The organism is Rickettsia felis URRWXCal2 (assembly GCA_000012145.1).
Lineage (GTDB): Bacteria > Pseudomonadota > Alphaproteobacteria > Rickettsiales > Rickettsiaceae > Rickettsia > Rickettsia felis.
Genome location: CP000053.1, coordinates 153,095 through 178,223, shown reverse-complemented (window position 1 = coordinate 178,223; position 25,129 = coordinate 153,095). Strand labels below are relative to the sequence as shown.

Below are 25,129 nucleotides of genomic sequence, written 5' to 3'. Positions count from 1 at the left end.
CATCTTCATAGTGTAATAAACAGTATACCAATCTCTCAGATGCTATCTGTAAATATATTTTCATAAAATCTGAGGTTCTGTGTACTTTATTATTAATGATTATAAAGTATACAGAACCTAAAGTGCTTAAGTTTTTTTTTTGTCCTTAGGGATTTATAATGCTAAGTACCTCATCACGATCGTTTAAAAGCAAATTCAGAGCAGCATTTTGGCCTGTGCATAATTACGAACTCGGAAAGTTTATTCCGATGAGTGCCTTAATGTTTTGTATCTTATTTAATCAAAATATTTTACGAATCTTAAAAGATAGTATTCTAATCTCTGAAATCAGTGCAGAGATAGCAGGTTTTGCTAAAGTTTATTGTGTTACGCCTGCTGCAGCTTTATTCGTGATTATTTACGCTAAAATGATTAATCGCTTTACTTTTGAGAAGATCTTTTATTATTTAAGTGCATTTTTCATCAGCTTTTTTGTTTTATTTGCTTTTGTAATCTATCCTAATATCCATGTTTTTCATGTACATCCCGATAATTTAGCTGACTGGATGGAACGCTATCCTCATTTTAAGTGGTATATCTCATTAGTAGGTAATTGGGGTTATATAGTATATTATAGCCTTGCCGAGCTTTGGCCTAATATTTTTTACGTATTATTATTTTGGCAGTTCGCTAATGAACTTACTACTACCGAAGAAGCAAAAAGATTTTATACTTTCTTTTCTCTATTTGGCAACTCTTCTTTAATATTAGTCGGCTTTTTAATGATGAATCTATCATCTGAAGATACTATTATTAAGAAGTTTATGAGTATTTCGGATAGTAAAATCACTTTAGTTCAAGTATCCACGACAATTGTAGCAATTGTTGCTATTGTTTGTTGTGTGTTAGTTAGATTTATTAGCAAGAACGTTTTTACTAACCCATTATTTTATGCTAAAGCAAAAAGCGGTAGATCAACTTCAGAACGTATGGGACTGATTAAAAGCTTTAAATATATTGCGAAATCAAAATATTTATGGCTACTTTTAATTTGTTCGGCAGCTTTCGGATTTGCTATTAACTTAGTCGAAGCCGTATGGAAAGCAAAAATTAAGGAATTATATCCTACTGTAAATACCTATGCTGAATTTAACAGTCTGTATATACTGTGGACGGGCGTTGCAATAATGGTTATGACCATCATCGGTAATAACGTTATGCGTATGCACAACTGGTTTGTAGCAGCAGTTATTTCACCGGTTATAATAATGGTGACCGGCATTTTGTTCTTTGTACTTATCGTATTTGATCAACAAATTTTATCATTATTTGATGGAGCAATTTTAATGTCACCGCTTGCACTTGCCGTTTCAATCGGCGGTATTCAAAATATTTTAGCTAAAGGTACTAAATATTCTATATGGGATACTTCTAGAGAAATGTTATATATACCGCTTGATGATGAACTTAAAACCAAAGGCAAAGCAGCAGTTGACGTAATAAGTGCGAAAGTCGGCAAATCCTCTAGCGGTCTTGTACAATCTATTATCTTTACCTTAGTTCCGACTGCTACTTTTACCTCAATCTCACCGATTCTAATGGTGGTATTTACTTTTGTATGCTTAGCGTGGATTTATGCAGTAAGGAAAATATATTTTGAATATCAAAAAATAGCATAATGATATTGTTGTGTGGTTCTCAATGTCATTCCCGCATAGGCGTAGTGGATATTAAATCGTCATTGCGAGCAGCCGTAGGCTGCGTGGCAATCTCATGAACCTTATACTACTTACCTTAAGAGATTGCCACGTCGATGCTACGCATCTCCTCGCAATGACGTCCCTAATATCCGTACAACAATGCCCTTTTCAGCTAGAAATCTTACAGCATAAAACTATCGATTTTACTATGAATCAATCTCTCCTAAAGCTTTAGTATCTATATTATCTAAGAAAACCTCAAAATCCTTTAAAATATTTTCAACATCTTTTAAGATAGGATCAAATTCGTCTTTACTTTGAGAAGAAGGCGGTTTAAATGAGGTTAGAACAACTTTTTCACTCTTTATAAAATTATGAGACTGTTCATTAAGTTTAATAGTAACAACTTCACCGGCTAGAGAGTTTGCATATTCACTCTCATTAATTGGCTTTGGATGCGCAATTTTGAGGTTTTTTGGAGTGTTAGTTTCCTTATTCTTACTACGGAATGAAAAAATTCTAGATAATGGCATTTGATTTATATTTTATTTAAAAAATGCCATTATAGAGAAATAATTTATATTTAACAAGCAGGATAGTTAGGTTCTGTACACTTTTGATTAATGATTATAATTATAAGATATTTTTAAGCGAAAATTAATAAGATTTTTGTTGGAATAGTTATTCATATTTCAAAAAAATCGAGTCTTCCCGATTAAGTGTGTAAACTTTTCCAAAAGCCTAGATTCTTTCGTCAAATTTTATTAAAAAATGAGCCATAGCCGCATTCCAATTTGGTATGGGCATGGACCATTTTTTGGTCATGTAATCAATTGCCAAATATAAGCTTTTAAAAACAGCATTATCATTTGGAAAAACACGTTTATTTTTTGTGACTTTTCGGAGTTGACTATTAACAGATTCCACAGCATTTGTTGTATAAATTATTTTCCGTATTTCTTCAGGGTATCCTAAGAAAATCATTAAATTATCCCAGTGAACATACCAAGATTTAGCAATTTGAGGATATTGTTTATTCCATTTAGATTCAAAAGCCTCTAAAGCGGAAAGTGCTTCTTTTTCTGTGCTAGTGTATAAATAGGTTTTAAATCACCAGCAAGCTCTTTCCGGTCCTTATATGATACATATCGTAAACTATTTCTAATTTGATGTACAATACATAATTGATGCTCCGTCTTTGGAAAAACAGCACCTATAGCTTCAGACATACCATTAAGGTTATCGCTACATGCTATCAGTATGTCTTGTATACCTCTATTTTTCATCTCAGTAAAATTTCCAAGCCAAAATTTAGCCCCTTCATTCTCACTGATCCATAATCCCAAAATATCTTTCCGCCCTTCTAAATCAATACCTAATGCAACATATACCGATTTATTGATAATCCGTTTATCCTGACGTACTTTTACTATTAAACAATCAAAAAATACTATAGCATATACTGGATCTAATGGACGGCTTTGCCATAGCTTAACATCCTCTATTATATCATCTGTGATTTGGCTAATTAAACTCTCGCTTACATCAGCTCCATATAACTCCTGAAGCTGTAATTTTATATCTGATAAACTCATACCTTTAGCATACAAAGATAGTACTTTATCATCAAAACCATCAAGCCTTCTTTGACGCTTTGCTACTAATGATGGTGCAAAACTGCTATTTCTATCTCTTGGCACTTCAATCTCAACAGCACCATTCTTTGTAATCAGATTCTTTGTGTTATAACCATTACGTGAATTCTGAGCATCACTTTGATTGTACTTGCTATATCCTAAATGATTATTCATCTCAGACTGTAGAGCTCTCTCTACAAGACGCTTGGTTATTTCTTTTAATAAACCATCTTCCCTGAATAATATTGATACATCTGTATCATTATTGATCAATAAATCTATCGCTTGTTCCATTGCAGCATTTTGTTTCTGTGTCATTGTAATTTCTCTTTTTGTTATATTTTCTTCTATACAACCTTTGAGAAATTTACACACTTATTTGGACAGTGCCTTACGGGACGTATTTTTCCAACTTCATTTATTTTAGCAGGATCAAGCCTAGCCAAGTAAATACCGCCCCGTGTTAATATTTCTTTTTGCTCCACCATTTTTCCTTTTCTTCTAGTAATTCTGAATTTAAGTTTTCAGTGATTTCTGTCATTTCTGTCATTTCTTCTAGATATTTTTTAGATTTTTTCATTGCATTAAAGCTTTTTATAATATCGTCTTGTTCAAATTGAGACTGAAGATTATTGAGTTCATGTATAATGGCTTGACGAATAAATGCTGTTCTAGATAATCCTAGCTTTTTAGCAATTTCATTACTAGCTTTAGCTATATTATCGGGTAGAGTAATAGATAAGCTTGTCATATCATTTTTTATATATAATTTTATATTAAATATAATACTAAATTCTTAAAAAAGCAATATATACTAGGTCAATTTCAAAAATTGGCTATGTCATTCTACAAGAGCTTCGGTACTCACGTATTAAGTCGCTCCGCTCCGAGGACTTTGAACTCCTTGCTCTTTTTGAAGTTGACCTTCGTATACTACTTTTCATTTCACATCAGTATACTTACAATTCTCTAACAGGTTTTAATACTAGCTTCTTATTCCTAAAGATATTGATTCTAGAAAATAAGCCGTTTTTTGGTTTTTTAAAGTCACGTTTGTAATTTTCACCGGTGACAGCATTATAGCTAGTAATTAAAGAAGGTATAACCTCGTTATAATATATTTTATAAAGGTCGTGCATAGTTTCTTTGGTAGTTAAATATCCCCATTTTACGGCTTGTTGCGGTACTCTAGCAAGTGCCTCAATGCAGGCTACAGCTTCTTCAATTTCAGGGTTTTTATTTTTATACACTTCAGCGTTTGGTGACAAATTAGCTTGCATATCTTTAAACATAGCCTCAATCATTAATGCCATATATTTATCGGTTTTAAATTTTTTTACAAATATTAGGTTATTCCTACTGCTATAATTTAAAAGCCGAAATTTATATATAAAAATCATGAATTTTATAGCATAAACTTTTAAGCCGCTAACTTTATTTGCATTATAAAATTTAAGTTTCGTTTCATAATCTAATTGCTTTTTCATACCCGCTTTAAGGAGCTTACTAAGCAAATTATGACAATGTATTATATCATTTTTTCTAGCAATTCGTACTTTATCGGTAGCTTTAGTACCGGAAAAATTAGCCGAATGGCGAGTTATTTGCCTGCCTTTATCATCTCTTTTTATATCGGCAAAATGCCCAAGCTCTTGGGCTGCGATAATCTGAAGCCTAGCAACGGCAGGCCAGCCATTACCGTACATAGGATAGTCTTTATTGTTTTCAGCAAAAGGATTACCGCCGCATGAAACAAAAATAGCTACGTCCTTGCCGTTAGTGCTTTGCATACCGCTATTACCGCCCACTCGTTGCCAGCTAACCATATCCATCATATCGCCGATATTATGCGAATAGGTAAGGAATACTTCCGTCTTATTAAGAAGAAGCCACCTTATTACGATTGGATGAGCCGACTGAACAAAAAGACGTGCCAACATTTCGGTTACTTCTTTCTTAACCGGTTGTAGCTTTTGGATTTGCTGTTTTAAATTATTGAAAATTGATTTTATTTTCTGATCTGAAGCAGAATTTCTATATAAATTTTGAAAAAGCTTGGTAGTTTCAGGAATTAAATGCGGGCTTGTTAGTTCTTCTTTACTAACCATTAAGCTTATATTAAGAGCAGGCTCGGTAAATCTTGCAAAATTGCAGCAATTATCGGTATCTATCCGTAATTTACCGGACTTAATTAATTGCATCGCTAAATGCTCATACTCTATTTCCATGTCCTGCTTATAAATAGCAGGAACATTGTCAAGAATGTGGTATATGCTAGTCATTTTTTAAATAAATTTATTGTTTAACATCACCTACTATCGTTATAGCACCATTTTCATCTATATCTAAAAATAATACCTCTATTGCGTCAGATTCAAACACAGGCCCATGTTCAAATTGCGGTTTAGGTTCAAGTTTTACCATAACTTTAACAAAATTTAAATTAGGAAATACTTTTTGAAAGCAATCTACAAAAAATTTATCTGATGACTCTAACTTTATTGCATCTAATGCTTTTTTTCTATCAGTTTCATTTTTAATACAGATGTTAATTGCCTCTTCTCTAAAAAATAAATGAGGATAATCCTTGAGAACTTGTTTTATCAGCTCCTTATATTTATCATTATCACCAAAATATTTGAGGCATGCTTCATTGCCGTATCTAAATATTTTATATGCCAAGAATAAGAAGAAGCAGCCTTGCTCTTCTGTCGTAAGTTTATCTTCAGAATATTCTTTATTAAAATTCCTCTTCTGATGCCCGATAAAGAAATCATCGGAAAATATGATTTTGAGAAATCAAATAAAAAGTAAGGTATATTTATACTTGTTAACTGTCCGGTTTTTGCTTTCTCGGTTATTATTTCAGATTCAGGTAATTGCTTTTCTATTTGCCATAAATCATATTCTACATTACCGGGAGTAGTTTTTTTTATATCATCCCATGATTTGTGAAACTTCTTTTCTACAGTAGTTAAAATTTGTGTTAAAAACGGTTCTTTACTCTTTAATATATCCTCTGCATTCTTATGCATATAACTAATCAAAGAAATAGCATCTTGAAGTGCTACTTTTTCCATAGGTTTACTATTCATTTCTTTGGTATTATTGGTATCATAACGAAAAAATTTATTTTGCATCGGCAGTTTATCCGTAAAGAAATTACTGAACTCCGTCTCATTATTTTTTGTGATTTCTGCACTCCTTAAATTAGCAAAAAATAAAGCTAATCTCTGTAGTTCTTGTCCTATAGGTACGGTCATATCCTTTTGCTTATTAATCATTTTACAAAATTTAGTAAGTACATCTACTAGCTTTACTTCTTCCTTAGAGTTAAACATATTATCACCTGCATCATGAAGGACTGCTATTATAGCATTGAAAATAGGATGTAAAAACCCAGCTGATCCTACATCAGCAGCATAACAAAATATTTTCGCCCAATACATAGGTCCAACTCGTTCCAAATGTCCAGCATCAGGAACTACTAAGCCACTACTTACGGCACTAGCAGCAATAAATACATTGTGTAAAGCCATATTAAAATATTTATAATATTCTTCTAATCTAGGATTAATGTCTTTCAATCCGTTAATTTGGTTGTTTATAGTTGCAGTAAGCGGGATATTTGCATCTACTAACATTTTTTTTATGTCTGCAATAGTTAGCTTTATTTCTGTAACCTCTTGACTAAGTTCAAGCATAGAGCTTTTTAATTCATTGTGTTCTTGTCTCGTTACATAATCGCTATTATTAATCAAAATTAATTGACTCTTAGATAAATCATTTTCTCTCGTTAGCAGCGGTGAATTAGTAGTTTTATTAGGTTCTGGGGGTATTTGACTAAGAATTTCTTGAAATTCTTTCTGGTTCTTTTGGGAAGGTGTATATTGTTCGAGTACAATCTTAGCTTCCTTGAATTTACCTACTTTACAAAGAATTTTGCCTAATAAAAAATAAGTATTTTTAGGGATAGATTTGTATTGAGCTGTTTTACGAAATGAAATTTCTGCCTTAAAGTAAAGCTGTTGCTTTTCTGTTATATCATTATTAGTTTCTGCTTGGGAAGTATAGATTATACCATTTCCATAGTGATAGTATTGTATATATCCGACTAATCCTTTAATTTCTGCTAATTTATTAAATGCTCCTTCATAATTACAACTTTTACATAGTGTCTTAATATCTTTCAATATTTGTTTTATCATATTCTAATCTATTATAAATTAATGATTTAAATCATATTATGGCCGCCGTTGATAGAAATAGTCTCACCTGTTATAAAGCCGGCATTTTCATCAACTAAAAATGCTACGGCTCTAGCTATTTCTTCAGGCTGTCCTAGTCTTTTTTTGGGGATACTATTAATAATTTTAGCAAGTACGTCTTCAGGTACTGCTCCTACCATTTCGGTTGCAATATACCCTGGAGCTATGCAGTTAACGGTGATATTTTTAGAAGCAGTTTCACGAGCAAGTGCCTTAGTAAAGCCGATAATTCCGGCTTTAGCGGCAGAGTAATTAGTTTGTCCAACCTGCCCTGCTTGAGCATTAATTGAACTGATATTTACTATACGACCGTAATCTTGGTTTCGCATCTGTTCCATTACGCTACTAGACATATTAAAGCAAGAATTGAGATTAACGTTAATGACATCATTCCAATCTTGATGGCTCATTCTATGTAGCATTTTATCTTTGGTAATACCTGCATTGTTAACAAGAATACTTACCGGTTTTTTAAATTCCTCTTCAATTTCCTTTACTGCTTGCCTGCATTCTTCAAAATCCGCAACATTCCAGCATTTAGTTTTGATACCGTATTTTTCTTCCATTTCTTTAGCAGCGTCGTAATTACTGAAAAAATTAGCAACTACCGTAAGACCCTTATTTTTTAATTCTAAAGCGGTAGCCTTACCTATTCCTCTAGTACCGCCTGTTACAATTGCAATTTCTGACATTATTTCTCCATACCTATATTTTGACTTTTATTAAATTTAACCGGTGGGGTTATACTTGGTTTAAGTTGTGACACCGATTTAGTTAACGGTTTAACAACTTTCTTATCACTGTGTATTACGATAGATTCTTTAGGATGATTTTTTTCATATTTCGCATCTATCTTTTTATCCATCTTTTTTTTATCTTCAATTTTATTTGTTTTAGCCGTTACCTCCATTATACCAGCAAGTGTTTCTTTTCTACTTTTTGGAATAGCTCTTTTATTTTCTTTTTTAGTGCCGTAACAACCTATTGTTGCACCGCCTGCATAAAATACTACCTGCTTGCTGAGCAATATGACCGTTTTTAAGTAATTGTTTATCGATGTGATAATGCTTGAGATATTTTATTATGTTCATTAAGTCCTTCTCTATCTTTACCGCTAGCACACATTGTTAATATTTCTTCCTGAGGTAAATTTATTAAACTAGTGGTTTTATTTTCTTGTTTATTTTGTCTTATTTTTTCTGTTAAATTACTTAAGGCATCTGATATATTTAGATTAATATTTTCTTTATCAAAAGATATAAAAGGAAGTTTTGTCTCGAAAGATACTCTAAAAGGAATATCTGCTTGCTCAATATTTTCTCTTAATGTTACAGCTTTTTTTAATATTTCTTTTTCCTGATCCTTTAAATTTGCATTGTTAATTATTTCTACTGCATTTCCTTTAGGTTTATTTATCCTAAAAAAACGTTCAAATTTGCTTCTAGATTTAATATGTGTTTTAATTTATCAATTCCTTTTTCAGTTGGTAAATTTTCTGCTATTTTGTTTAAAGTATCACTACTCCTGAAAAATTATTTGTTACTCCTATAAGCCTAAATAAATTAAGAGGAGTATTAGTATTTTTCCCACCGACATTTTCCATAGATTTTTTTGTCTGATCAACAATTGTGGGATCATTGCCAGCTCCTATAGGACCTGAGTTTAATGTATTGGTATGAATAGTAACGCCGTCTTCAAGCCATTCTTGGGCTTGGCGTGCATTTAAGTCGGTAATTTTTTGTCTAGAATCTATATCATTTGAAATCGAGGCTAATGTACCTGCATGTTTAGATATAAGCAGTGTTTCAAAATTTTTACCGTCTTTGTCGGTTATTGCCCCAATTTTCTCAAAGGCATTTTTCATGCCAACAATTTGTCGTAACTGGGTTGGGATAACATGCCTACCGTTTTGAATTGTATCAGCGTACTGATCAACAAGCTTCCTCTCCCATTCAGGCATTACATTATACCAGTTTTTACCTTCTCTATTTTGATATTCTTGCTTTTGTTCTTTTGTCAAGCCTTTAAAAGCTACTTCCGCTTCGACTACAATATGCTCTTTTCCCTCATCATTGGTGACTTTTGACAAAGTTACTATATTACAATGCTCATCATTGAAATTTTGAAAATCTTTAGCAACATTTAATTTTTTATGAGCATTTTTAATACCGTTTGTTCCTAGCAATTCAGCAACATTGTCAATCTCAGTTTGCATATTTTTTGAGATATTTTCTTGTGATTTTTCCATATTCAAAGCATTAAAACTATTAATAAATTTTACTGCTTCTTTATTTAATTTCAGTGCAAGCTCAGGTTTATTTTCGGTCTTTGCTATGTCTATCGCACCTCTGATAGCGTTTAAATATTGCATTTCAAAAGCTTCAGTGCCTAAAACAATTTTTTCATTAGGATTGTTGCGACCGTCACGTATTAATATTGAAGTTTCGCCATTTTTTCCTTCAATTTTAGTAAGCTTTATACCGGTTTTCTCATGACGTAAAATTTCTAAACCCTGTAATGCCTCGGTAAAGCTGCCTTTTTCAACAGCTTCTTCAATTTTAGCTCTATTTGTTTCTAAAGGAACGCCTACTCCGGATGTAGTTAAAAATTCTTTTGTATGATTTAATAAAAACGCCTTATCGTTATCAAATTGTTTTTTTAATGATGAAAGCATTATAAAATTCTATATGTAGTTGTTCCTCTCTTGTTATTTTAATTAAAAATTATTATATAAAAATAGTCTAGTTAAAAATATTTAACTTTATTAATTAAAATATGTTATTTATATGAATATTGATAAATTTACTGCACATGCTAAATCAGTGATAGCTAGTAGCCAATCGATTGCTGCTAAAAACGATCATCAGCAAATATTACCTTTGCATTTATTATCTAGTCTTTTAAGTGAAGAAACAGGTATAATTCAAACCCTTATTAATAATACCGGAGGTAATATAAACTTATTAAAAGATCAAGTTCAGCTAGAACTAAATAAAATTCCAAAAGTTCAGGTTGAGGGAGGGGGACAAGTTTATTCTTCTGCTGAAGCTCTTAAAGTTTTAGAAAAAGCTAGTAGCATTGCTAAAGACAGTGGGGATAGCTTTGTAACCATAGAGCGTATATTTGAAGCATTAACTTATGGTAATACTATAGCCGGTAAAATTTTAACGAATAATGGAATTAATAGTAAAAAATTAGCAGCAGCTATTTTACAGTTTCGTAAAGGCAAAAAAGCAGATACCGAATCGGCAGAAAATAGTTACGATGCTCTAAAGAAATACGGCAGAGACGTAACAGAGCTTGCCGAAAGCGGTAAGCTTGACCCGATAATCGGACGTGATGAAGAAATAAGAAGAACCGTGCAGGTACTATCACGACGCATGAAAAACAATCCTGTGTTGATCGGTGAACCAGGAGTCGGTAAAACTGCTATAATAGAGGGGCTTGCACAACGTATATTTAGTAAGGACGTACCTGAGTCACTTATGAACTGCCGTATTATTGAGCTTGATATGGGAGCTTTAATAGCAGGTGCTAAATATCGAGGTGAATTTGAAGAACGTCTTAAAGCAGTACTTGGTGAAATCAAAGAATCAAGCGGTGAAATTATCTTATTTATTGATGAGTTGCATCTATTAGTCGGTACGGGAAAAACCGATGGTGCTATGGATGCCTCGAATTTACTAAAACCGATGCTTGCTCGTGGTGAGCTGCACTGCATCGGAGCTACTACTCTAGATGAATATCGTAAATATATCGAGAAAGATGCAGCACTTGCTCGCCGTTTCCAACCTGTTTACGTGAGTGAGCCGACTGCCTCGGATACTATATCAATACTTAGAGGAATTAAAGAAAAATACGAGCTGCATCATGCCGTGCGAATTTCCGATAGTGCAATAGTTGCAGCAGCGACGTTATCAAACCGTTATATTACCGATCGTTATTTACCTGATAAAGCTATTGATTTGATTGATGAAGCTTGTAGCCGTATGAAAATAGAATTGTCAAGTAAGCCTGAAGAGCTTGACGAGCTAGATCGCCGTATTATTCAGATAAAAATTGAGCTTGCAGCACTTAAAAAAGAAAATGACGAGCATTCTAAAAAGAAAATTACCCATTTAACCGAGGAACTCGAAAAGTTAGAATCTAAATCATATGATATGAAAGCTAAATGGCAAGCAGAAAAGTCTAAACTACAGCAAGCCCAAAAACTTAAAGAAGAGTTAGAACGAGCAAGAATCGATCTAGAGCGTGCCGAGCGTGACGCTAATCTCGCTAAAGCTAGTGAGCTAAAATACGGAATTATACCTGAGATTATGAAAAAGATTCAGGAAGCCGAAAGTATGGATAATAAAGGGCTATTAAAAGAAATTGTATCGGAAAGTGATATAGCAAGTATTATCTCTCGTATTACTGGTATTCCGATTGATACTATGCTATCAAGTGAACGTGAGCGTTTGCTTGTGATGGAGCAGAAATTACGTGAATCGGTCATAGGACAAGATGAAGCAATTAAAGGGGTCAGTGATGCAGTTAGAAGATCACGTGCAGGTATTCAGGATATTAACCGCCCGCTTGGTTCCTTCTTATTCTTAGGACCTACAGGAGTAGGTAAAACCGAGCTTACCAAAGCCTTAGCTAGTTTTCTTTTTGATGATCGTAATGCAATACTTCGTATAGATATGTCGGAATATATGGAGAAGCATGCTATTTCTCGTTTGATAGGAGCTCCTCCTGGCTATATAGGATATGATCAAGGTGGGGTGTTAACGGAAGCAGTAAGACGCCGCCCTTATCAGGTAATATTATTTGATGAAGTTGAAAAAGCCCATCCCGACATATTTAATATTATGCTGCAAATACTTGATGAGGGAAGATTAACCGATAGTCAGGGTATCACAGTTGATTTTTAAAATACTATTATAGTTTTAACTTCTAATTTAGGTGCTGAGATACTCGTTAATCAGAAAGAGGATGAAGATACATATAAAGTAAAAGATGAGGTTATGGAATATGTTAAAGCAGTATTTAAGCCAGAGTTTTTAAATAGGTTAGACGAAATTATATTATTCCATCGCCTAAATCGTAATAATATTCATGATATAGTTAAGATACAGCTTGAAAGCTTAAAGAAAATTTTACTAGCACAAAATATTCTTCTTGAATTTGATGAATCTGCTTTAAATTATTTAGCCGAAAAAGGCTATGACCCAAGCTTTGGAGCAAGACCCTTAAAACGCCTTATCCAGAGGGAAATACAAAATAACTTAGCCAAAATGATTTTAGCAGGCGAAATAAGTAGCGGCAATACCGTGAAAATAGCTAGAGAAAAGGAAGAGCTAAGGATAAAGATAATTGATTAAGCTCTGCGTACGAAAACTAAATTATTGCATAACTTATAATTTTCATTAATTTTTTCTTGAGCCTAGTCTATTACTTTGTTATAACCACCTTTCTAACTTTGATAAATAAGTAAGTTAGATACAATAAAAATCTAATGAACGGAGGTGTGAAGCATTGTGTATAATGACGATGAAATAGATTACGAAACAGCAGAAGAGATATTGAAAGAAATCTACTCCTTAAATGAACTGGAAGAATTAAAAAAACAAGATGGAGTAGAACTTGAAGAATATGTCGATGCTTACAATGAAGCAGAATTAGATGATAATAACAGTATAACTTTTAGAGAATTTTTTGCATTGAAAGATTTCAAAGAAACCGGCTATATGAGGTTGTATGATAAAACAAAAGAATCCTATGAAATGCAACGTGCTTTAATAATACTAACTAATGATCAATACCAAATGAGTCAAGGACAAGTTGAAAATCTTACTATTTGGCGTGGAGAAACAAGAGAGAAATCAGAGGTGGGTATATTTAACATAGGAAATGAATATTCTACAGAGCGGTTTATGTTTACAACTTCTGAGCAGAGTATTATTAATAATCATATGTCAGATGAATTAAAACCGCATCAAATTAATATTAAATATGAAATTGAAATGAATTCCCCTCTAGTAGGTACTGATATTTCTTCTATATTAAACGATGGAGAAAAGGAAATAGTAGTATTGCCAAATACTAAATTTGAAATAACTAATGTTAAGCACGAGGATGATCATACTCTATGTATTAGTATGAAAAACAAGCCAATCATATATGATACATGGAAAAGTAATTTTGATCTATGGCTTTCTAACATAGAGCAATTAGTATCCACAAATACCGATATAAGTGTGGAAACTTATACATTAGGATCCGATGCTTTACAAATTGATATCATAACTTGATATAAAAAAGAAATATTACTTACCGAATTATGGATAAAGATTTATCCATAATTCGGGTCAATTTAGAGTTAATAACATTCAATTTCAGCTAATGTTATACTTTCAGTACCTGATAATTTATAACAATCATTACTAGTAGAGTTAGGAATTTGTAAGTCAAATAATAGTGTTTTTTCCTCTTTATACGGATCAACTAAGTAAGAATTTGTAATATCTGTAACTATTGGCGATAAGTAAGTTGTTGTTTCAATAAGCTTATCAATAGCATTCTGTCCGTCTTTTAATATTTTATCGACTAGTTTTTTATCTTTATAAAAACTATTTACGGCACCTATTAAGGTTGTTGATATCTCATATATAATAACGCCGTTTTTAATTATATTGGTTATATTAGAGTCTAATTTTGCTGTTTTAGAAAAAATTAAAGAAATGACGGTAGGATATTTATTAAATACATTAGGTAGTTCTAAAAAATTATTTACGGCTGAATAGGCAGAATTGGTTGCTTCTGAAAAACAATTAAATGCTTTATATATGTTTTCATAATTGTTATTGCTCATAAACTTACCTCTTTTTTATATAGATAATTACCATGAAACATGGTAATTACATATCATACTACTATATTAAGAAGTGTCAATATTAAAATTTATTTACTGATATCCTCTAAACTCCATCTAGCTTTTGGACAGAAATTCAAAGGAGTAAATAGCTTATTATTGTAACGCTCAAGTCCTGCATATGCAATCATTGCAGCATTATCGGTACATAAACGGATAGGCGGATAAATAAGCTGATAACCATATGTTTTAGCACAATTACTTAATATTTCTTGTAAATATTTATTGGCAGCAACACCGCCGGCAATAACTATAGCGTCATTTAAAAAGCTTGATCCAAGCGAATTTTGCGGGTAGAGCCTGTGCTCACGTACTTTTGTATGCTCCGCAGGCTCTTCCTTAAATTCATCTTGTCTAAAGCTTTTTAAATTTAGCTGTGTAGTATAATCTATATTCTCGTAATAATCATTTACAACTCGTTCATATGCTATAATAGCATCCTGCACCTTACTACTTAGAATTTCTCCTATGGTGAACTGAAAACTTGCCGCTATATCATTAATTACAGCGTCATTAAGTTCCTTTAAACTCATTATTAAAGTACGTACGGCAGTTTTAAGCCCTGAAAAGGACATATTGCAATTACCGCTGTTAATTATAGGTTTTGGAAATTTATATTTATGAGGATCGCCAAGTTTTGCTCTTTTCTCAATTTCAGGTCCTCCAGGAAAGGCTAAGTTTAGCATTTTTGCTACTTTGTCAAAGGCTTCGCCTATGGCATCATCTATAGTAGACCCTAGGATTTTATATTTTCCAAGCCCTAGGACCGCTACAAATTGGCAATGTCCCCCCGAAGCTAACAAGAGTAAATAAGGATAAGGGATATTATCGGTTAATCTTGCGGTTAAGGCATGACCTTCTAAATGATTAATTGCAATAAATGGTTTTTTAAAAGCACTGCTTAGCGACCTTGCAAACATTGAGCCGACTATAACACCGCCGATTAAGCCTGGACCGGAAGTTGCGGCAATTGCACTAATTTCCGTTAATTTAGTGTTGCTCTCTTTTAAAACATTTTTTAATGCTTTATCTAGATTCGATAAGTGAGAACGTGCAGCAATTTCAGGTACGACCCCTCCAAAAACTGCATGTTCTGTATTTTGTGAAATAATTATATTAGATAGGATTTCTCGATTTTCGGTGATTATAGAAACAGCTGTATCGTCACAGCTTGATTCTATACCTAAAATTTTTATCATTCAAATTGAAACCGGTATTGGCTAAAAAAGTAGTGTTACCCGCGTGGATACCAAATCGTCATTGTTGCGTAGACCGTTTCCATCATTGCGAGGAGTTGCGTTAGCAACGACGTGGCAACCTCAGGATATTTAACGAGATTGCCATGCAGTCTACGACTGCTCGCAATGACGATATTTATCTTTATTTAATAATGCTTAATTAGATACCTTTAAGGTATTTAATTGATTATACAGCTTATAAATAGATTGTTCGGCATCAATAATTTTTTTATTAACTATTTTTAGTAATTTTTCCGAAGGTTTTTCTGTTATTTGCGTTGCAGAACTTACTTGCTCTGCTAAATTTTTAAGTGATTCTTGTATTTCTACAAAAGATTTCTTAAATTGTTCTTTAATAGTAATAGATGATTCTTCAAGCTCTTTAATTTTTAAGCATAGATTTTCTAATAAATGATCTATTTTAGTTTGCATTAAAGTCAATTTTTGCTTTTGTTTTTCACTAAGATAGCTTAAAGTTTCTTGCATTTTTGCCTGTATACGTACTTTTGTAGTACGTTCAAGTTCTGAAGCTAAACCTATTTTACTCATTAAAAATATTATCCATTTGTGAACGTCAAAATGATACCATTTTGCACCGTTACGATAATCTGAAGGAAAAGCATGATGGTAATTATGCCAATTTTCACCTAGTAAAAATAGAGTCATCCACCAAATATCTCCAGCGGTACCTTTGTAATATTGTTTACTACCGGCAAAGTGGCATAAAGAATTAACACAGAAGGTTGCTTGCTGCTGTAGGAATCTACCGAGCCCCATAAATAAAAATCCTGCATATGCCGATAATATAGTACCGCCGACTAAGTAACCGATAAATAAAGGCACGACAATATTCATAAAAGCTGCTATTTGCCAATAATATTTTAGCTGCCATTTTAATAAATTGTTTTTCCCGTGCTTAGCCCAAGTAATGCGATCAATAGACTTATAGCTACCGCTTCCAACTAGCATCCATCCTATATGAGACCACATAAAGCCTAAAAATTTATTGTCAAATTTTAAAGGAGTATGCGGATCTTGGTCTTGATCCGTATATCTATGATGTTTATAATGATTCGATGCCCAAGATAAAGCCGGTCCTTGTAATGTTCCTGCAGACAGCATAATTAAGACAAACTCGGCATATTTATTTATTTTATAGGCATTATGAGACCATAACCTATGCAAACCAATCCCAACGGTAATATTATTAATATAATAACTAGCAATTATAAAAATAGCTTCAGTTAGTCCTATCCCATAATCAAACGAATATTTAACTACAAGAGATATAATAAAAATAGGATAAAATATTAAAGCAAATAAAGCAGGCTTATTTAGTTTACTTAACATAAAATTTACAGTTTTTAGTTATAAAATATATAAATTGGCAACGAATAAAATCTTATTATATTATAGTATACATAAATATAATTAATAGATATTAACATACTTAATGCATAAATACAAAGAAAATTTTGACAACAAAATTCTAGTCGCTATCTTTATTTAAACAATAACCGATAAAACGAACTGTTTTAATAATTAAATTGTCTTTCCCTAAGGCCTCTCTAATTCTATTTATATGAACATCTATAAGACGTTCATTAAAGGTCTCTTCACTTTCCCATATAATATTTTATTATTTCTTGACGCGAAAATACTTCATTTGGAAACTGAAAAAAAAGTCGCAAAATTTTAAACTCAGTAGGACCTAGGCGAATATTCAGTCCGTCTTTGTATACTTTTTCAGTATTTAAATCAATATTTATATTCTTAAATTTAATAATATTATCTTATAAAACTGACTTAGAACGTCTCAATAAGCTCTTTAAAGTACTACTATTTGCTCAGATAAAAAGGGCTTATAAAAAAATAGTACGTTATCGTCTATTTCTGTTAAATTTAATTGCTTGTTTGGTAAAAAAAATATTATAGGCGTTTTAGAAAATTTATTAATTTTTCTAACGTTATTTATTGTTATTAAAGGATTTTCTTGTAATTCTGCACTAATAATTATGATAGCAAGCGGCTGACTAAAGAAATAAGTTAATGCTTTTTCTAGAGTTGAAGCCCTAATTATATCAAATCCTGCTCTCTCTATATCATTACTTAAAGAAATATTAACACTTTTTTTATTTTTTTCTTCTATAATTAAAACTTCAGGTAATAGCTTATCAAACACTGAATTAATCTCCATTAATATTTAGTAAATAATTAAAAACTTTTGTAATAATTTTCTGATTTATTAGGGTTTATAGCAAACTTTTTATAAAAAGAAACAAAGAAATAATAATTTTTTAAAGATAATACTTGAATTTAATAGTTTTAGTTGCTATAAATAGCTTTATTTTAAAGTTTGTTTGTTGGAGATTTTTATATCATGAGCTTTTATGAATCAGTTTTTATTATACGCCAAGACGTATCATTAAACGATATAGATAAAATCGTTGATGATTTTGCTAAAATTATTAAAGATAATAATGGCACTATCGTAAAAAAAGAATATTGGGGGTTAAGAACTTTAGCTTACAAAATCGGTAATAACAAAAAAGGACATTATTATTTTTTAGGTCTAGATATTACTGGTAATGTAAAAGAAGAGCTAGAAAGAAAAATGAAGCTTAACGAAAATATCATTAGATTTCTTACAATTAAAGCAGATTCAATTAGTAGTGAACCTTCACAGATATTAAAAAATCAGAGTACAGAGAATACTCCGGTAATTGATGTAACGATTAATAATTAAATTTGTAAGAATTAAGGTTAAAGAATGTTAAAAAGTAATAATGCTAGTGAAACAGCTACTCGCAAGGTAGGAGATAAAACTGCTAAAAAAGTGTTTTTTAGAAGACGTAAAGGATGCCCTCTTTCTGTGCCTAATGCACCTGTTATTGATTATAAAAATCCAGAGCTTTTAATAAAATTTGTCTCTGAGGGCGGTAGAATGCTACCAAGCAGGATCACAAATGTTTGTGCAAAGAAACAAAGAAAGCTAAATAATGCTATTAAAATTGCAAGAATTTTAGCGTTATTACCTTTTGTATTTCAAGCTAAATAAAGGCATAATACATGGAAATTATATTAATAAAACCCGTAAGAAAATTAGGTAAAATTGGCGACATGCTCAAAGTAGCAGACGGATTTGGTCGTAATTATCTTTTACCGCAAAAATTAGCTATTAGAGCTACTGAGCCTAATAAAGAGCTAATAGTGAAACAAAAACACGAATTTGAAGCAAAAGATAAGCAAATAAGAGAAGAAGTAGAAAAAATTAATGCTCTTATTAAAGATCAAAAATTAGTTTTTATCCGTCAAACATCAGATGACGGTAAACTTTTCGGTTCGGTTACTAACAAAGAAATAGCCGATAAATTATCTGAAAATGTATCTTATAATATTGCTCATTCAAATATTATTCTTGATAAACAAATTAAATTTACCGGAATTTATACAGTTGAAATAAGACTCCATGCGGAGCTTAATGCTATAGTTACGGTTATTGTTGCAAGATCAGAATCAGAAGCACAAGATTATTTACGCGAACAAAAGACTGAAACTTCAGAAGATTTAGCTGAGTCAGCATAAATTTTTTCTATCGTCATTGCAAACGAATGAAGTGAGTGCGGCAATCTAGTTAAAAATTCTGATTTACAGAATTTTTTTATTATTTTTTCTGGATTGCCACGTCGCTTCGCTCCTCGCAATGACGATTAGATATTCACGCAACAATGCCTCCTTGCAATAACGGTTCGGTGTCCATACAACAACGTCTCACCTATGCGGGAATAACATAATTTGTATACTACTGAATTAACTACAATATCCTTAAAAATAACTTTCAACAAAACTAATATTTTTCAACCATGCTATATGAAAAATTTGAGTATAATATCAATAATCTAATAGGTAATTTTGGTTTATCTAAAATAGCGGCTGCAGTCTCCGGTGGGAGCGATTCGGTAGCACTTCTTTATCTCGCTAATATTTGGGCAGAAAAAAATAATATAGAATTATCTGTTATATCGGTTGATCATAACTTACGGGAACAGTCGAAGCAAGAGACCCATTATATCCAAAATATCAGTAATAGTCTAAATCGCAAGCATTATAGTTTATCTTTTGATCATCAAAATAATTTTTCCAATTTACAAGAAAGAGCAAGAGAAGGACGCTATGATTTGATGACAAATCTATGTCTAGAACTCGATATATTAGTACTTTTAACTGCTCACCATGAAGATGATTACGTAGAAAATTTTTGTTTAAGATTAGAACGTAATAGCGGTATATTTGGACTTAGTAGCAGTAATATTAATTGGTATAATAATATACAAATAATTAGACCGCTATATAATATTCCAAAAAGTGAATTAGTAGAGTATTTAGTCAGTCATAATATAAAGTGGTTTGAAGATGAGTCAAATTCATCTGATAAATATAGACGAAATATTATTAGGCAAAAATTAGCTAAAGGCGAAGATTATATTAAAGCCGATATAATCTTACAACAGCTTAAAATTAATGATTTACTGGATAATAAATTTAAACCGGAGTTAATATCAGCAATAGCCGAAGCAGTCAAAATTTTTGAATATGGCTTTGCTTTTCTTGATTTAGTTAAATTTGATAAGTTTTCAAATGAGGTGAAAGTACAAATAATTAATTTTTTACTGATAATAATTAGCGGACAATTTAGAGCAGCTCGTTTTTATTCGGTAGAACCTATTTTGAAATTAATTACTCAAGACGTAAACTTTAAGAATACCCTTCATGGCTGTGTAATTAATCGTATACAAAACGAGTTGCTTATATACAGAGAATTCGGCAAAAAATTACCTGAAAGCAAAATATTACTAGATAAATCCGTTATTTGGGATAATAGATTTCGCATCACAAGAAATCAAGAAACTCCAAATTGTTTTGTAACTCATCTATCGTTAGAAGATTATAAAATGATAAAGAAACAATTAGATCTAGAACCTTTGAAAAATCTATCCTGCAAAAACCACAATGCAATTATATTTACCTTACCTATCATTAAAATACTTGAAAAAGTTATAGCAATACCACATATATCATATTATGATAACGACATGTGGAACTTTGAAGTATCTTTTGCTCCAAATTTTGTATCTCGTTTCACCCATTTTTGCTAACACCGGTATTTAGCTTTGTTGCATGGATACCAAATCGTCATTGCGAGCAGCCGTAGGCTGTGTGCGGCAATCCATAAAAAATTAAAAAAATGCTATAAATTAGCGTTTTTTACTGGATTGCTTCATCAAAACTTGCAATTTTTTCTCGTAATGATGAAAAAAAACGATCCATGCAACAACGCCTCTAATACCGATAAAAATTTTTATTAGGTTTTATATCGATGAATAATCAAGGTAGAAGTATTTTAACTTGGGCAGCACTTTTTGTTTTTGTAATATTACTTTTTAATGTTTTCCAATCTGACGGTTTACTTGGCGGAAGAAATAATATAACTTTCTCGGATTTTTTAACACGAGTTGATGAAAAGACCGTTAATTCGGTAAAAATTCAAGGTAGAGTAATTGAAGGCACTTCAAATGATGGCTCTACTTTTAACACTTATGCTCCTGATTATCCTGATTTAGTAAATCGTCTTACTAGTAATGACGTTAATATTGAAGTGGTGCCTCTTGAAACAAGAATGAATACCTTTTTAGGCTTTTTAATTTCATGGTTTCCTATGCTTTTATTGATAGGTGTTTGGGTTTTTTTCATGCGTCAAATGCATGGAGGCGGGAAAGCCATGGGGTTTGGAAAATCGAAAGCTAGGTTGCTATCAGATAAAGGACCAAAAATTACCTTTAAAGATGTAGCAGGTATCGATGAAGCAAAAGAAGAATTAACTGAAATAGTAGATTTCTTAAGAGATCCAAGCAAGTTCCAAAAGCTTGGGGGTAAAATACCGAAAGGCTGCTTACTTATAGGGCCTCCTGGAACAGGAAAGACCCTTCTTGCTAAAGCAATTGCAGGTGAGGCTAATGTTCCGTTTTTTAGCATATCAGGCTCTGATTTTGTTGAAATGTTTGTGGGTGTCGGTGCAAGCCGTGTGCGTGACATGTTTGAACAGGGTAAACGTAATGCTCCTTGTATTATCTTTATCGATGAAATTGATGCGGTAGGTCGCCATAGAGGTATCGGTATGGGCGGTGGTAACGATGAACGTGAGCAAACCTTAAACCAAATGTTAGTTGAAATGGACGGCTTTGAAGCAAATGAAGGGGTCGTGATTATTGCAGCTACAAACCGCCCTGATGTTCTTGACCGTGCATTGCTACGTCCCGGTAGGTTTGATCGTCAAATTGCCGTTGCAAACCCTGATATAAACGGTCGTGAACAAATTCTAAAAGTACATTTAAAGAAAATTAAATATAATAGTACGGTACTAGCACGAATTATTGCTCGTGGTACCCCGGGCTTTTCCGGTGCTGAACTTGCTAACTTAGTTAATGAAGCTGCTCTTATCGCTGCAAGGCTTGGTAAGAAAGAAGTAGATATGCACGACATGGAAGAGGCAAAAGATAAGGTGCTGATGGGAGTTGCACGTCGTTCTATTGCAATGTCGGAGAAAGAAAAAAGATTAACTGCGTATCATGAAGGAGGACATGCGTTAGTCGGGCTTTATTGTCCTGCAGCATCGCCTCTTCATAAGGCTACGATTATACCGCGTGGTAATGCTCTTGGAATGGTACAAAGACTTCCTGAAACTGATGAATATTCTCAGAATCGTGAACAAATGGAATCATCTATAGCAGTTTATATGGCAGGAAGAGTAGCGGAGGAAATTATTTTCGGTAGAAATAAAGTTACCTCAGGAGCTTCATCGGATATAAAAGGTGCAACTAATATTGCAAGAGCAATGGTTACAAAAGCAGGTTTAAGTGATTTAATAGGACCGATATTCCATGGTTCAAGCAGCGATGATATGTATGGTAGACAACCGAGTAATGAAACCTCGGAAGCTACTGCAGAGTTAATCGATGCCGAAGTTAAAAAAATTATTACGCAAGGATATGAATTTGCAAAAGATATTTTAACAAAACATATAGATCAACTTCATACACTGGCTAATGCTTTGATTGAATATGAGACATTATCCGGTCAGCAAATTAAAAATTTACTTAGCGGTAGAGCTTTAGATTCAGAAGAGGAAAACAAATTTCCTTTTAATGATTCACCTACTATAAAAATAGATAAAGAAAAATCACCTGAAAAAGCAAAAAAGGCTAAAAAAGAGAGTACTAATATATAGTTTAATTTGTTAAATAACTTACTTTATGTATAAGTTTATAGATTTATTTTGCGGTATCGGGGGCTTTAGAAAAGCCTTGGAAGCAAAGGGGCTTGAATGTGTTTTTTCTTCTGATATAGACAAAGACGTACAAGAAGCATATAAAAGAAATTTTGGTGATAAGCCGTATGGTGATATTACTGAAATATCAGAAAACAAAATCCCTAAACATGATATTTTATGTGCCGGTTTTCCTTGCCAATCTTTTAGCATTTCAGGTAAGAGGCTTGGTATAGATGATATTAACGGTAGGCTCTTTTATGAAATAATCAGAATATCACAAACCATATATATTATTACTTGAGAATGTTAAAAATATTCTGAATATTGATAATGGCAGTGTAATTGAAACTATAGATCAAAAATTAGATGAGATTGGCTATAAAGTATATAGAAATGTGTTAAATGCTTCATTATTTGGAGTACCGCAAGCAAGAGAAAGAGTTTATTTTGTTTGTTTACGAAAAGATTTTAGCAGTGAATATATACTCAAATACGTAAAGCCGAAAGAATCTTATGAAAGGATTTTTCTTGGTGATATTTTAGAAAAGGAAGTTGATAAAAGTTTATATATTAATAGAGATGATATTGTTTTAGATAAAACACCGGTTGAAAAGCAATTAAAGCCAATTAGGATTGGTCAAGTTAATAAAGGCGGTCAAGGTGAAAGGATTTACAGCCCTTTCGGTCATTCAATAACTTTATCGGCTTTTGGTGGCGGTGTCGGTGCTAGAACCGGTCTTTATTATATAAATGATAAGATAAGAAGATTATCAATCAATGAATGTAAATATTTAATGGGTTTCCCCCAAGATCATTATGTTGCAGATGGATTAAAGGGTTATAGGCAATTAGGCAACTCAGTAATTCCACAAATAATAGCAAATATATATGACTCAATAATAGCAGTTTAATGGATAATGGAATATACTCGATGAACTTCAAAAATTGACTATGTTGTTCTACAAGTACTGCGGTACTCACGTATTAAATATACGCTGCGTTCCTCGTCTTGTGAACTCCTTGCTCTTTTTGAAGTTGATCTTCGTATATGGATTGCTAACTATAAATATCATCATTGTGAGTATCTACGCTGGCAATACCTTGTGAGTAACTGTAAGTAACATGATAACCTAGAAGCATTAATGCTATACACATAACAGGTATGAAAGATTGTGAATTAGCTAATTATTTTGTATAGTCCTAAAAATAAATTTTAAGAGAGTACTTAAATGGCAGAGCTAAGATTACCGCCAAATTCAGTAGTAAAAAAAGGAAAAGAGCATAAAGAACAAGAGGAAATGCTTAAACCTAGAAAGGTAAAAATTTATAGGTATGACCCTGATCTTGATGAGAATCCTACTATCGATAGTTTTGAGATAGATTTAAGCAAAACCGGACCGATGGTTTTAGATGCTTTAATTAAAATCAAAAACGAAATCGATTCGACTCTAACGTTCAGGCGTTCTTGTCGAGAGGGAATTTGCGGTAGTTGTTCGATGAATATTGACGGCACAAATACTTTAGCTTGCATAAAACCGATAGAAGAGATATCAGGCGATATCAAAATCTATCCACTTCCTCATATGAAAGTAGTGAAAGATTTAGTACCTGATATGTCGCATTTTTATGCACAATACGAATCTATAGAACCTTGGCTCAAAACCGATAGTCCTACCCCTTCAAACTCTGAAAGGTTACAGTCGATTAAAGGCCGAGAAAAGCTTGACGGTTTATATGAGTGTATATTATGTGCTTGCTGTTCTACTTCCTGTCCTAGCTATTGGTGGAACGGTGATAAATATTTGGGTCCTGCGATTTTATTGCAGGCTTATCGATGGATTGCCGATTCAAGGGATGATCATACCGGCGAACGTCTTGAAGATTTAGAAGATCCGTCCAAGCTTTATCGTTGCCATACGATTATGAACTGCACTAAAACCTGCCCGAAAGGCTTAAATCCTGCTAAAGCTATCGGTAAAATAAAAAGTTTAATTGCAGAACGCCATGGCGTATGATTCTTAATTAATTATTTTTAAAATGATAAAATAATGAAAAAAACAATTATTT

Annotated in this window: 22 protein-coding genes and 3 pseudogenes; 10 read left to right on the top strand and 15 right to left on the bottom strand. The window is 32.4% G+C overall.

Translation table 11 applies throughout. The annotated features are described in order from the left end of the window. The first annotated feature begins 158 nt into the window (after positions 1 to 158). The gene (tlc5, locus tag RF_RS00870) at positions 159 to 1,658 is read left to right on the top strand and encodes a GTP/GDP exchange transporter Tlc5 (protein ID WP_011270513.1); all 1,500 of its coding nucleotides are present in this window, start codon (positions 159 to 161) and stop codon (positions 1,656 to 1,658) included. A 227-nt stretch (positions 1,659 to 1,885) separates the two neighbouring features. Here the strand turns inward: tlc5 and RF_RS00865 are convergent, their stop codons facing one another. The 9 genes and pseudogenes from RF_RS00865 to RF_RS11100 all read right to left on the bottom strand — a co-directional run bounded on the left by RF_RS00865 (position 1,886) and on the right by RF_RS11100 (position 10,258). Then, positions 1,886 to 2,212, bottom strand: coding sequence for a hypothetical protein (locus RF_RS00865; RefSeq protein WP_011270512.1), 327 nt, complete (start codon positions 2,210 to 2,212; stop codon positions 1,886 to 1,888). Between the two features lie 208 nt (positions 2,213 to 2,420). Then, positions 2,421 to 3,634: pseudogene (locus RF_RS00860) on the bottom strand (IS256 family transposase). Positions 3,635 to 3,779: 145 nt separating this feature from the next. Further along, entirely contained in the window at positions 3,780 to 4,067 is a 288-nt protein-coding gene (locus tag RF_RS00855; protein WP_011270510.1) for a ribbon-helix-helix domain-containing protein, read from the bottom strand. A 208-nt stretch (positions 4,068 to 4,275) separates the two neighbouring features. Next, on the bottom strand, positions 4,276 to 5,598 hold the full coding sequence (locus RF_RS00850; RefSeq protein ID WP_011270509.1) for a DUF2748 family protein: 1,323 nt from the start codon (positions 5,596 to 5,598) through the stop codon (positions 4,276 to 4,278). A 13-nt stretch (positions 5,599 to 5,611) separates the two neighbouring features. After that, positions 5,612 to 5,998, bottom strand: coding sequence for a hypothetical protein (locus RF_RS10395; protein WP_011270508.1), 387 nt, complete (start codon positions 5,996 to 5,998; stop codon positions 5,612 to 5,614). After that, positions 5,920 to 7,524, bottom strand: coding sequence for a hypothetical protein (locus tag RF_RS11110; RefSeq protein ID WP_011270507.1), 1,605 nt, complete (start codon positions 7,522 to 7,524; stop codon positions 5,920 to 5,922). The genes RF_RS10395 and RF_RS11110 overlap by 79 nt, the downstream gene beginning before the upstream one ends. A 26-nt stretch (positions 7,525 to 7,550) precedes the next feature. Next, a complete protein-coding gene (locus RF_RS00830; protein ID WP_011270506.1) occupies positions 7,551 to 8,276 on the bottom strand; it encodes an SDR family oxidoreductase in 726 nt (241 codons plus the stop codon). After that, positions 8,276 to 8,611, bottom strand: a complete 336-nt coding sequence (locus RF_RS11105; RefSeq protein WP_011270505.1) for a hypothetical protein — start codon at positions 8,609 to 8,611, stop codon at positions 8,276 to 8,278. Before RF_RS11105 ends, RF_RS00830 begins: the two co-directional genes overlap by 1 nt. A gap of 480 nt (positions 8,612 to 9,091) precedes the next feature. Next, the gene (locus tag RF_RS11100) at positions 9,092 to 10,258 is read right to left on the bottom strand and encodes a hypothetical protein (protein ID WP_011270504.1); all 1,167 of its coding nucleotides are present in this window, start codon (positions 10,256 to 10,258) and stop codon (positions 9,092 to 9,094) included. A gap of 112 nt (positions 10,259 to 10,370) precedes the next feature. Here RF_RS11100 and clpB point away from each other — a divergent pair. Both clpB and RF_RS00795 read left to right on the top strand, forming a co-directional pair. Then, positions 10,371 to 12,947, top strand: a pseudogene (gene clpB, locus RF_RS00800) (ATP-dependent chaperone ClpB). Positions 12,948 to 13,103: 156 nt separating this feature from the next. Next, positions 13,104 to 13,877, top strand: coding sequence for a hypothetical protein (locus tag RF_RS00795; RefSeq protein WP_011270501.1), 774 nt, complete (start codon positions 13,104 to 13,106; stop codon positions 13,875 to 13,877). Between the two features lie 68 nt (positions 13,878 to 13,945). Here RF_RS00795 and RF_RS00790 read toward each other — a convergent pair whose 3' ends face one another. From RF_RS00790 to RF_RS10770, 6 genes are all read right to left on the bottom strand, one after another. Next, on the bottom strand, positions 13,946 to 14,437 hold the full coding sequence (locus RF_RS00790) for a DUF5424 family protein (RefSeq protein WP_011270500.1): 492 nt from the start codon (positions 14,435 to 14,437) through the stop codon (positions 13,946 to 13,948). Positions 14,438 to 14,526: 89 nt separating this feature from the next. After that, positions 14,527 to 15,696 (bottom strand): tRNA (adenosine(37)-N6)-threonylcarbamoyltransferase complex transferase subunit TsaD, encoded by a 1,170-nt coding sequence (gene tsaD, locus RF_RS00785; RefSeq protein ID WP_011270499.1) that lies wholly within the window; start codon positions 15,694 to 15,696, stop codon positions 14,527 to 14,529. Positions 15,697 to 15,891: 195 nt separating this feature from the next. After that, positions 15,892 to 17,085: a fatty acid desaturase gene (locus tag RF_RS00780; RefSeq protein WP_011270498.1), complete on the bottom strand. Its 1,194-nt coding sequence runs from the start codon at positions 17,083 to 17,085 to the stop codon at positions 15,892 to 15,894. Positions 17,086 to 17,224: 139 nt separating this feature from the next. Beyond that, on the bottom strand, positions 17,225 to 17,308 hold the full coding sequence (locus tag RF_RS11095) for a hypothetical protein (RefSeq protein ID WP_236682584.1): 84 nt from the start codon (positions 17,306 to 17,308) through the stop codon (positions 17,225 to 17,227). A gap of 43 nt (positions 17,309 to 17,351) precedes the next feature. After that, positions 17,352 to 17,426 (bottom strand): hypothetical protein, encoded by a 75-nt coding sequence (locus RF_RS11090; protein WP_268747318.1) that lies wholly within the window; start codon positions 17,424 to 17,426, stop codon positions 17,352 to 17,354. Positions 17,427 to 17,563: 137 nt separating this feature from the next. Next, entirely contained in the window at positions 17,564 to 17,932 is a 369-nt protein-coding gene (locus RF_RS10770) for a hypothetical protein (RefSeq protein ID WP_011270497.1), read from the bottom strand. Between the two features lie 183 nt (positions 17,933 to 18,115). Between RF_RS10770 and rpsF the strand changes: the two genes are divergently transcribed. The 7 genes and pseudogenes from rpsF (at position 18,116) to RF_RS00740 (ending at position 25,077) form a co-directional block, all read left to right on the top strand. Next, positions 18,116 to 18,481: a 30S ribosomal protein S6 gene (gene rpsF / locus RF_RS00770; RefSeq protein ID WP_011270496.1), complete on the top strand. Its 366-nt coding sequence runs from the start codon at positions 18,116 to 18,118 to the stop codon at positions 18,479 to 18,481. Positions 18,482 to 18,505: 24 nt separating this feature from the next. Then, on the top strand, positions 18,506 to 18,793 hold the full coding sequence (rpsR, locus tag RF_RS00765; protein ID WP_010420625.1) for a 30S ribosomal protein S18: 288 nt from the start codon (positions 18,506 to 18,508) through the stop codon (positions 18,791 to 18,793). 11 nt (positions 18,794 to 18,804) lie between these two features. Further along, entirely contained in the window at positions 18,805 to 19,320 is a 516-nt protein-coding gene (gene rplI / locus RF_RS00760; RefSeq protein WP_011270495.1) for a 50S ribosomal protein L9, read from the top strand. 278 nt (positions 19,321 to 19,598) lie between these two features. Further along, positions 19,599 to 20,891: a tRNA lysidine(34) synthetase TilS gene (tilS, locus tag RF_RS00755; RefSeq protein ID WP_011270494.1), complete on the top strand. Its 1,293-nt coding sequence runs from the start codon at positions 19,599 to 19,601 to the stop codon at positions 20,889 to 20,891. 221 nt (positions 20,892 to 21,112) lie between these two features. Beyond that, entirely contained in the window at positions 21,113 to 23,020 is a 1,908-nt protein-coding gene (gene ftsH / locus RF_RS00750) for an ATP-dependent zinc metalloprotease FtsH (protein ID WP_011270493.1), read from the top strand. Positions 23,021 to 23,045: 25 nt separating this feature from the next. After that, positions 23,046 to 23,973 (top strand): annotated as a pseudogene (locus RF_RS00745) (DNA cytosine methyltransferase). Positions 23,974 to 24,291: 318 nt separating this feature from the next. Next, entirely contained in the window at positions 24,292 to 25,077 is a 786-nt protein-coding gene (locus RF_RS00740) for a succinate dehydrogenase iron-sulfur subunit (protein ID WP_011270490.1), read from the top strand. The last annotated feature ends 52 nt before the right edge of the window (positions 25,078 to 25,129 follow it).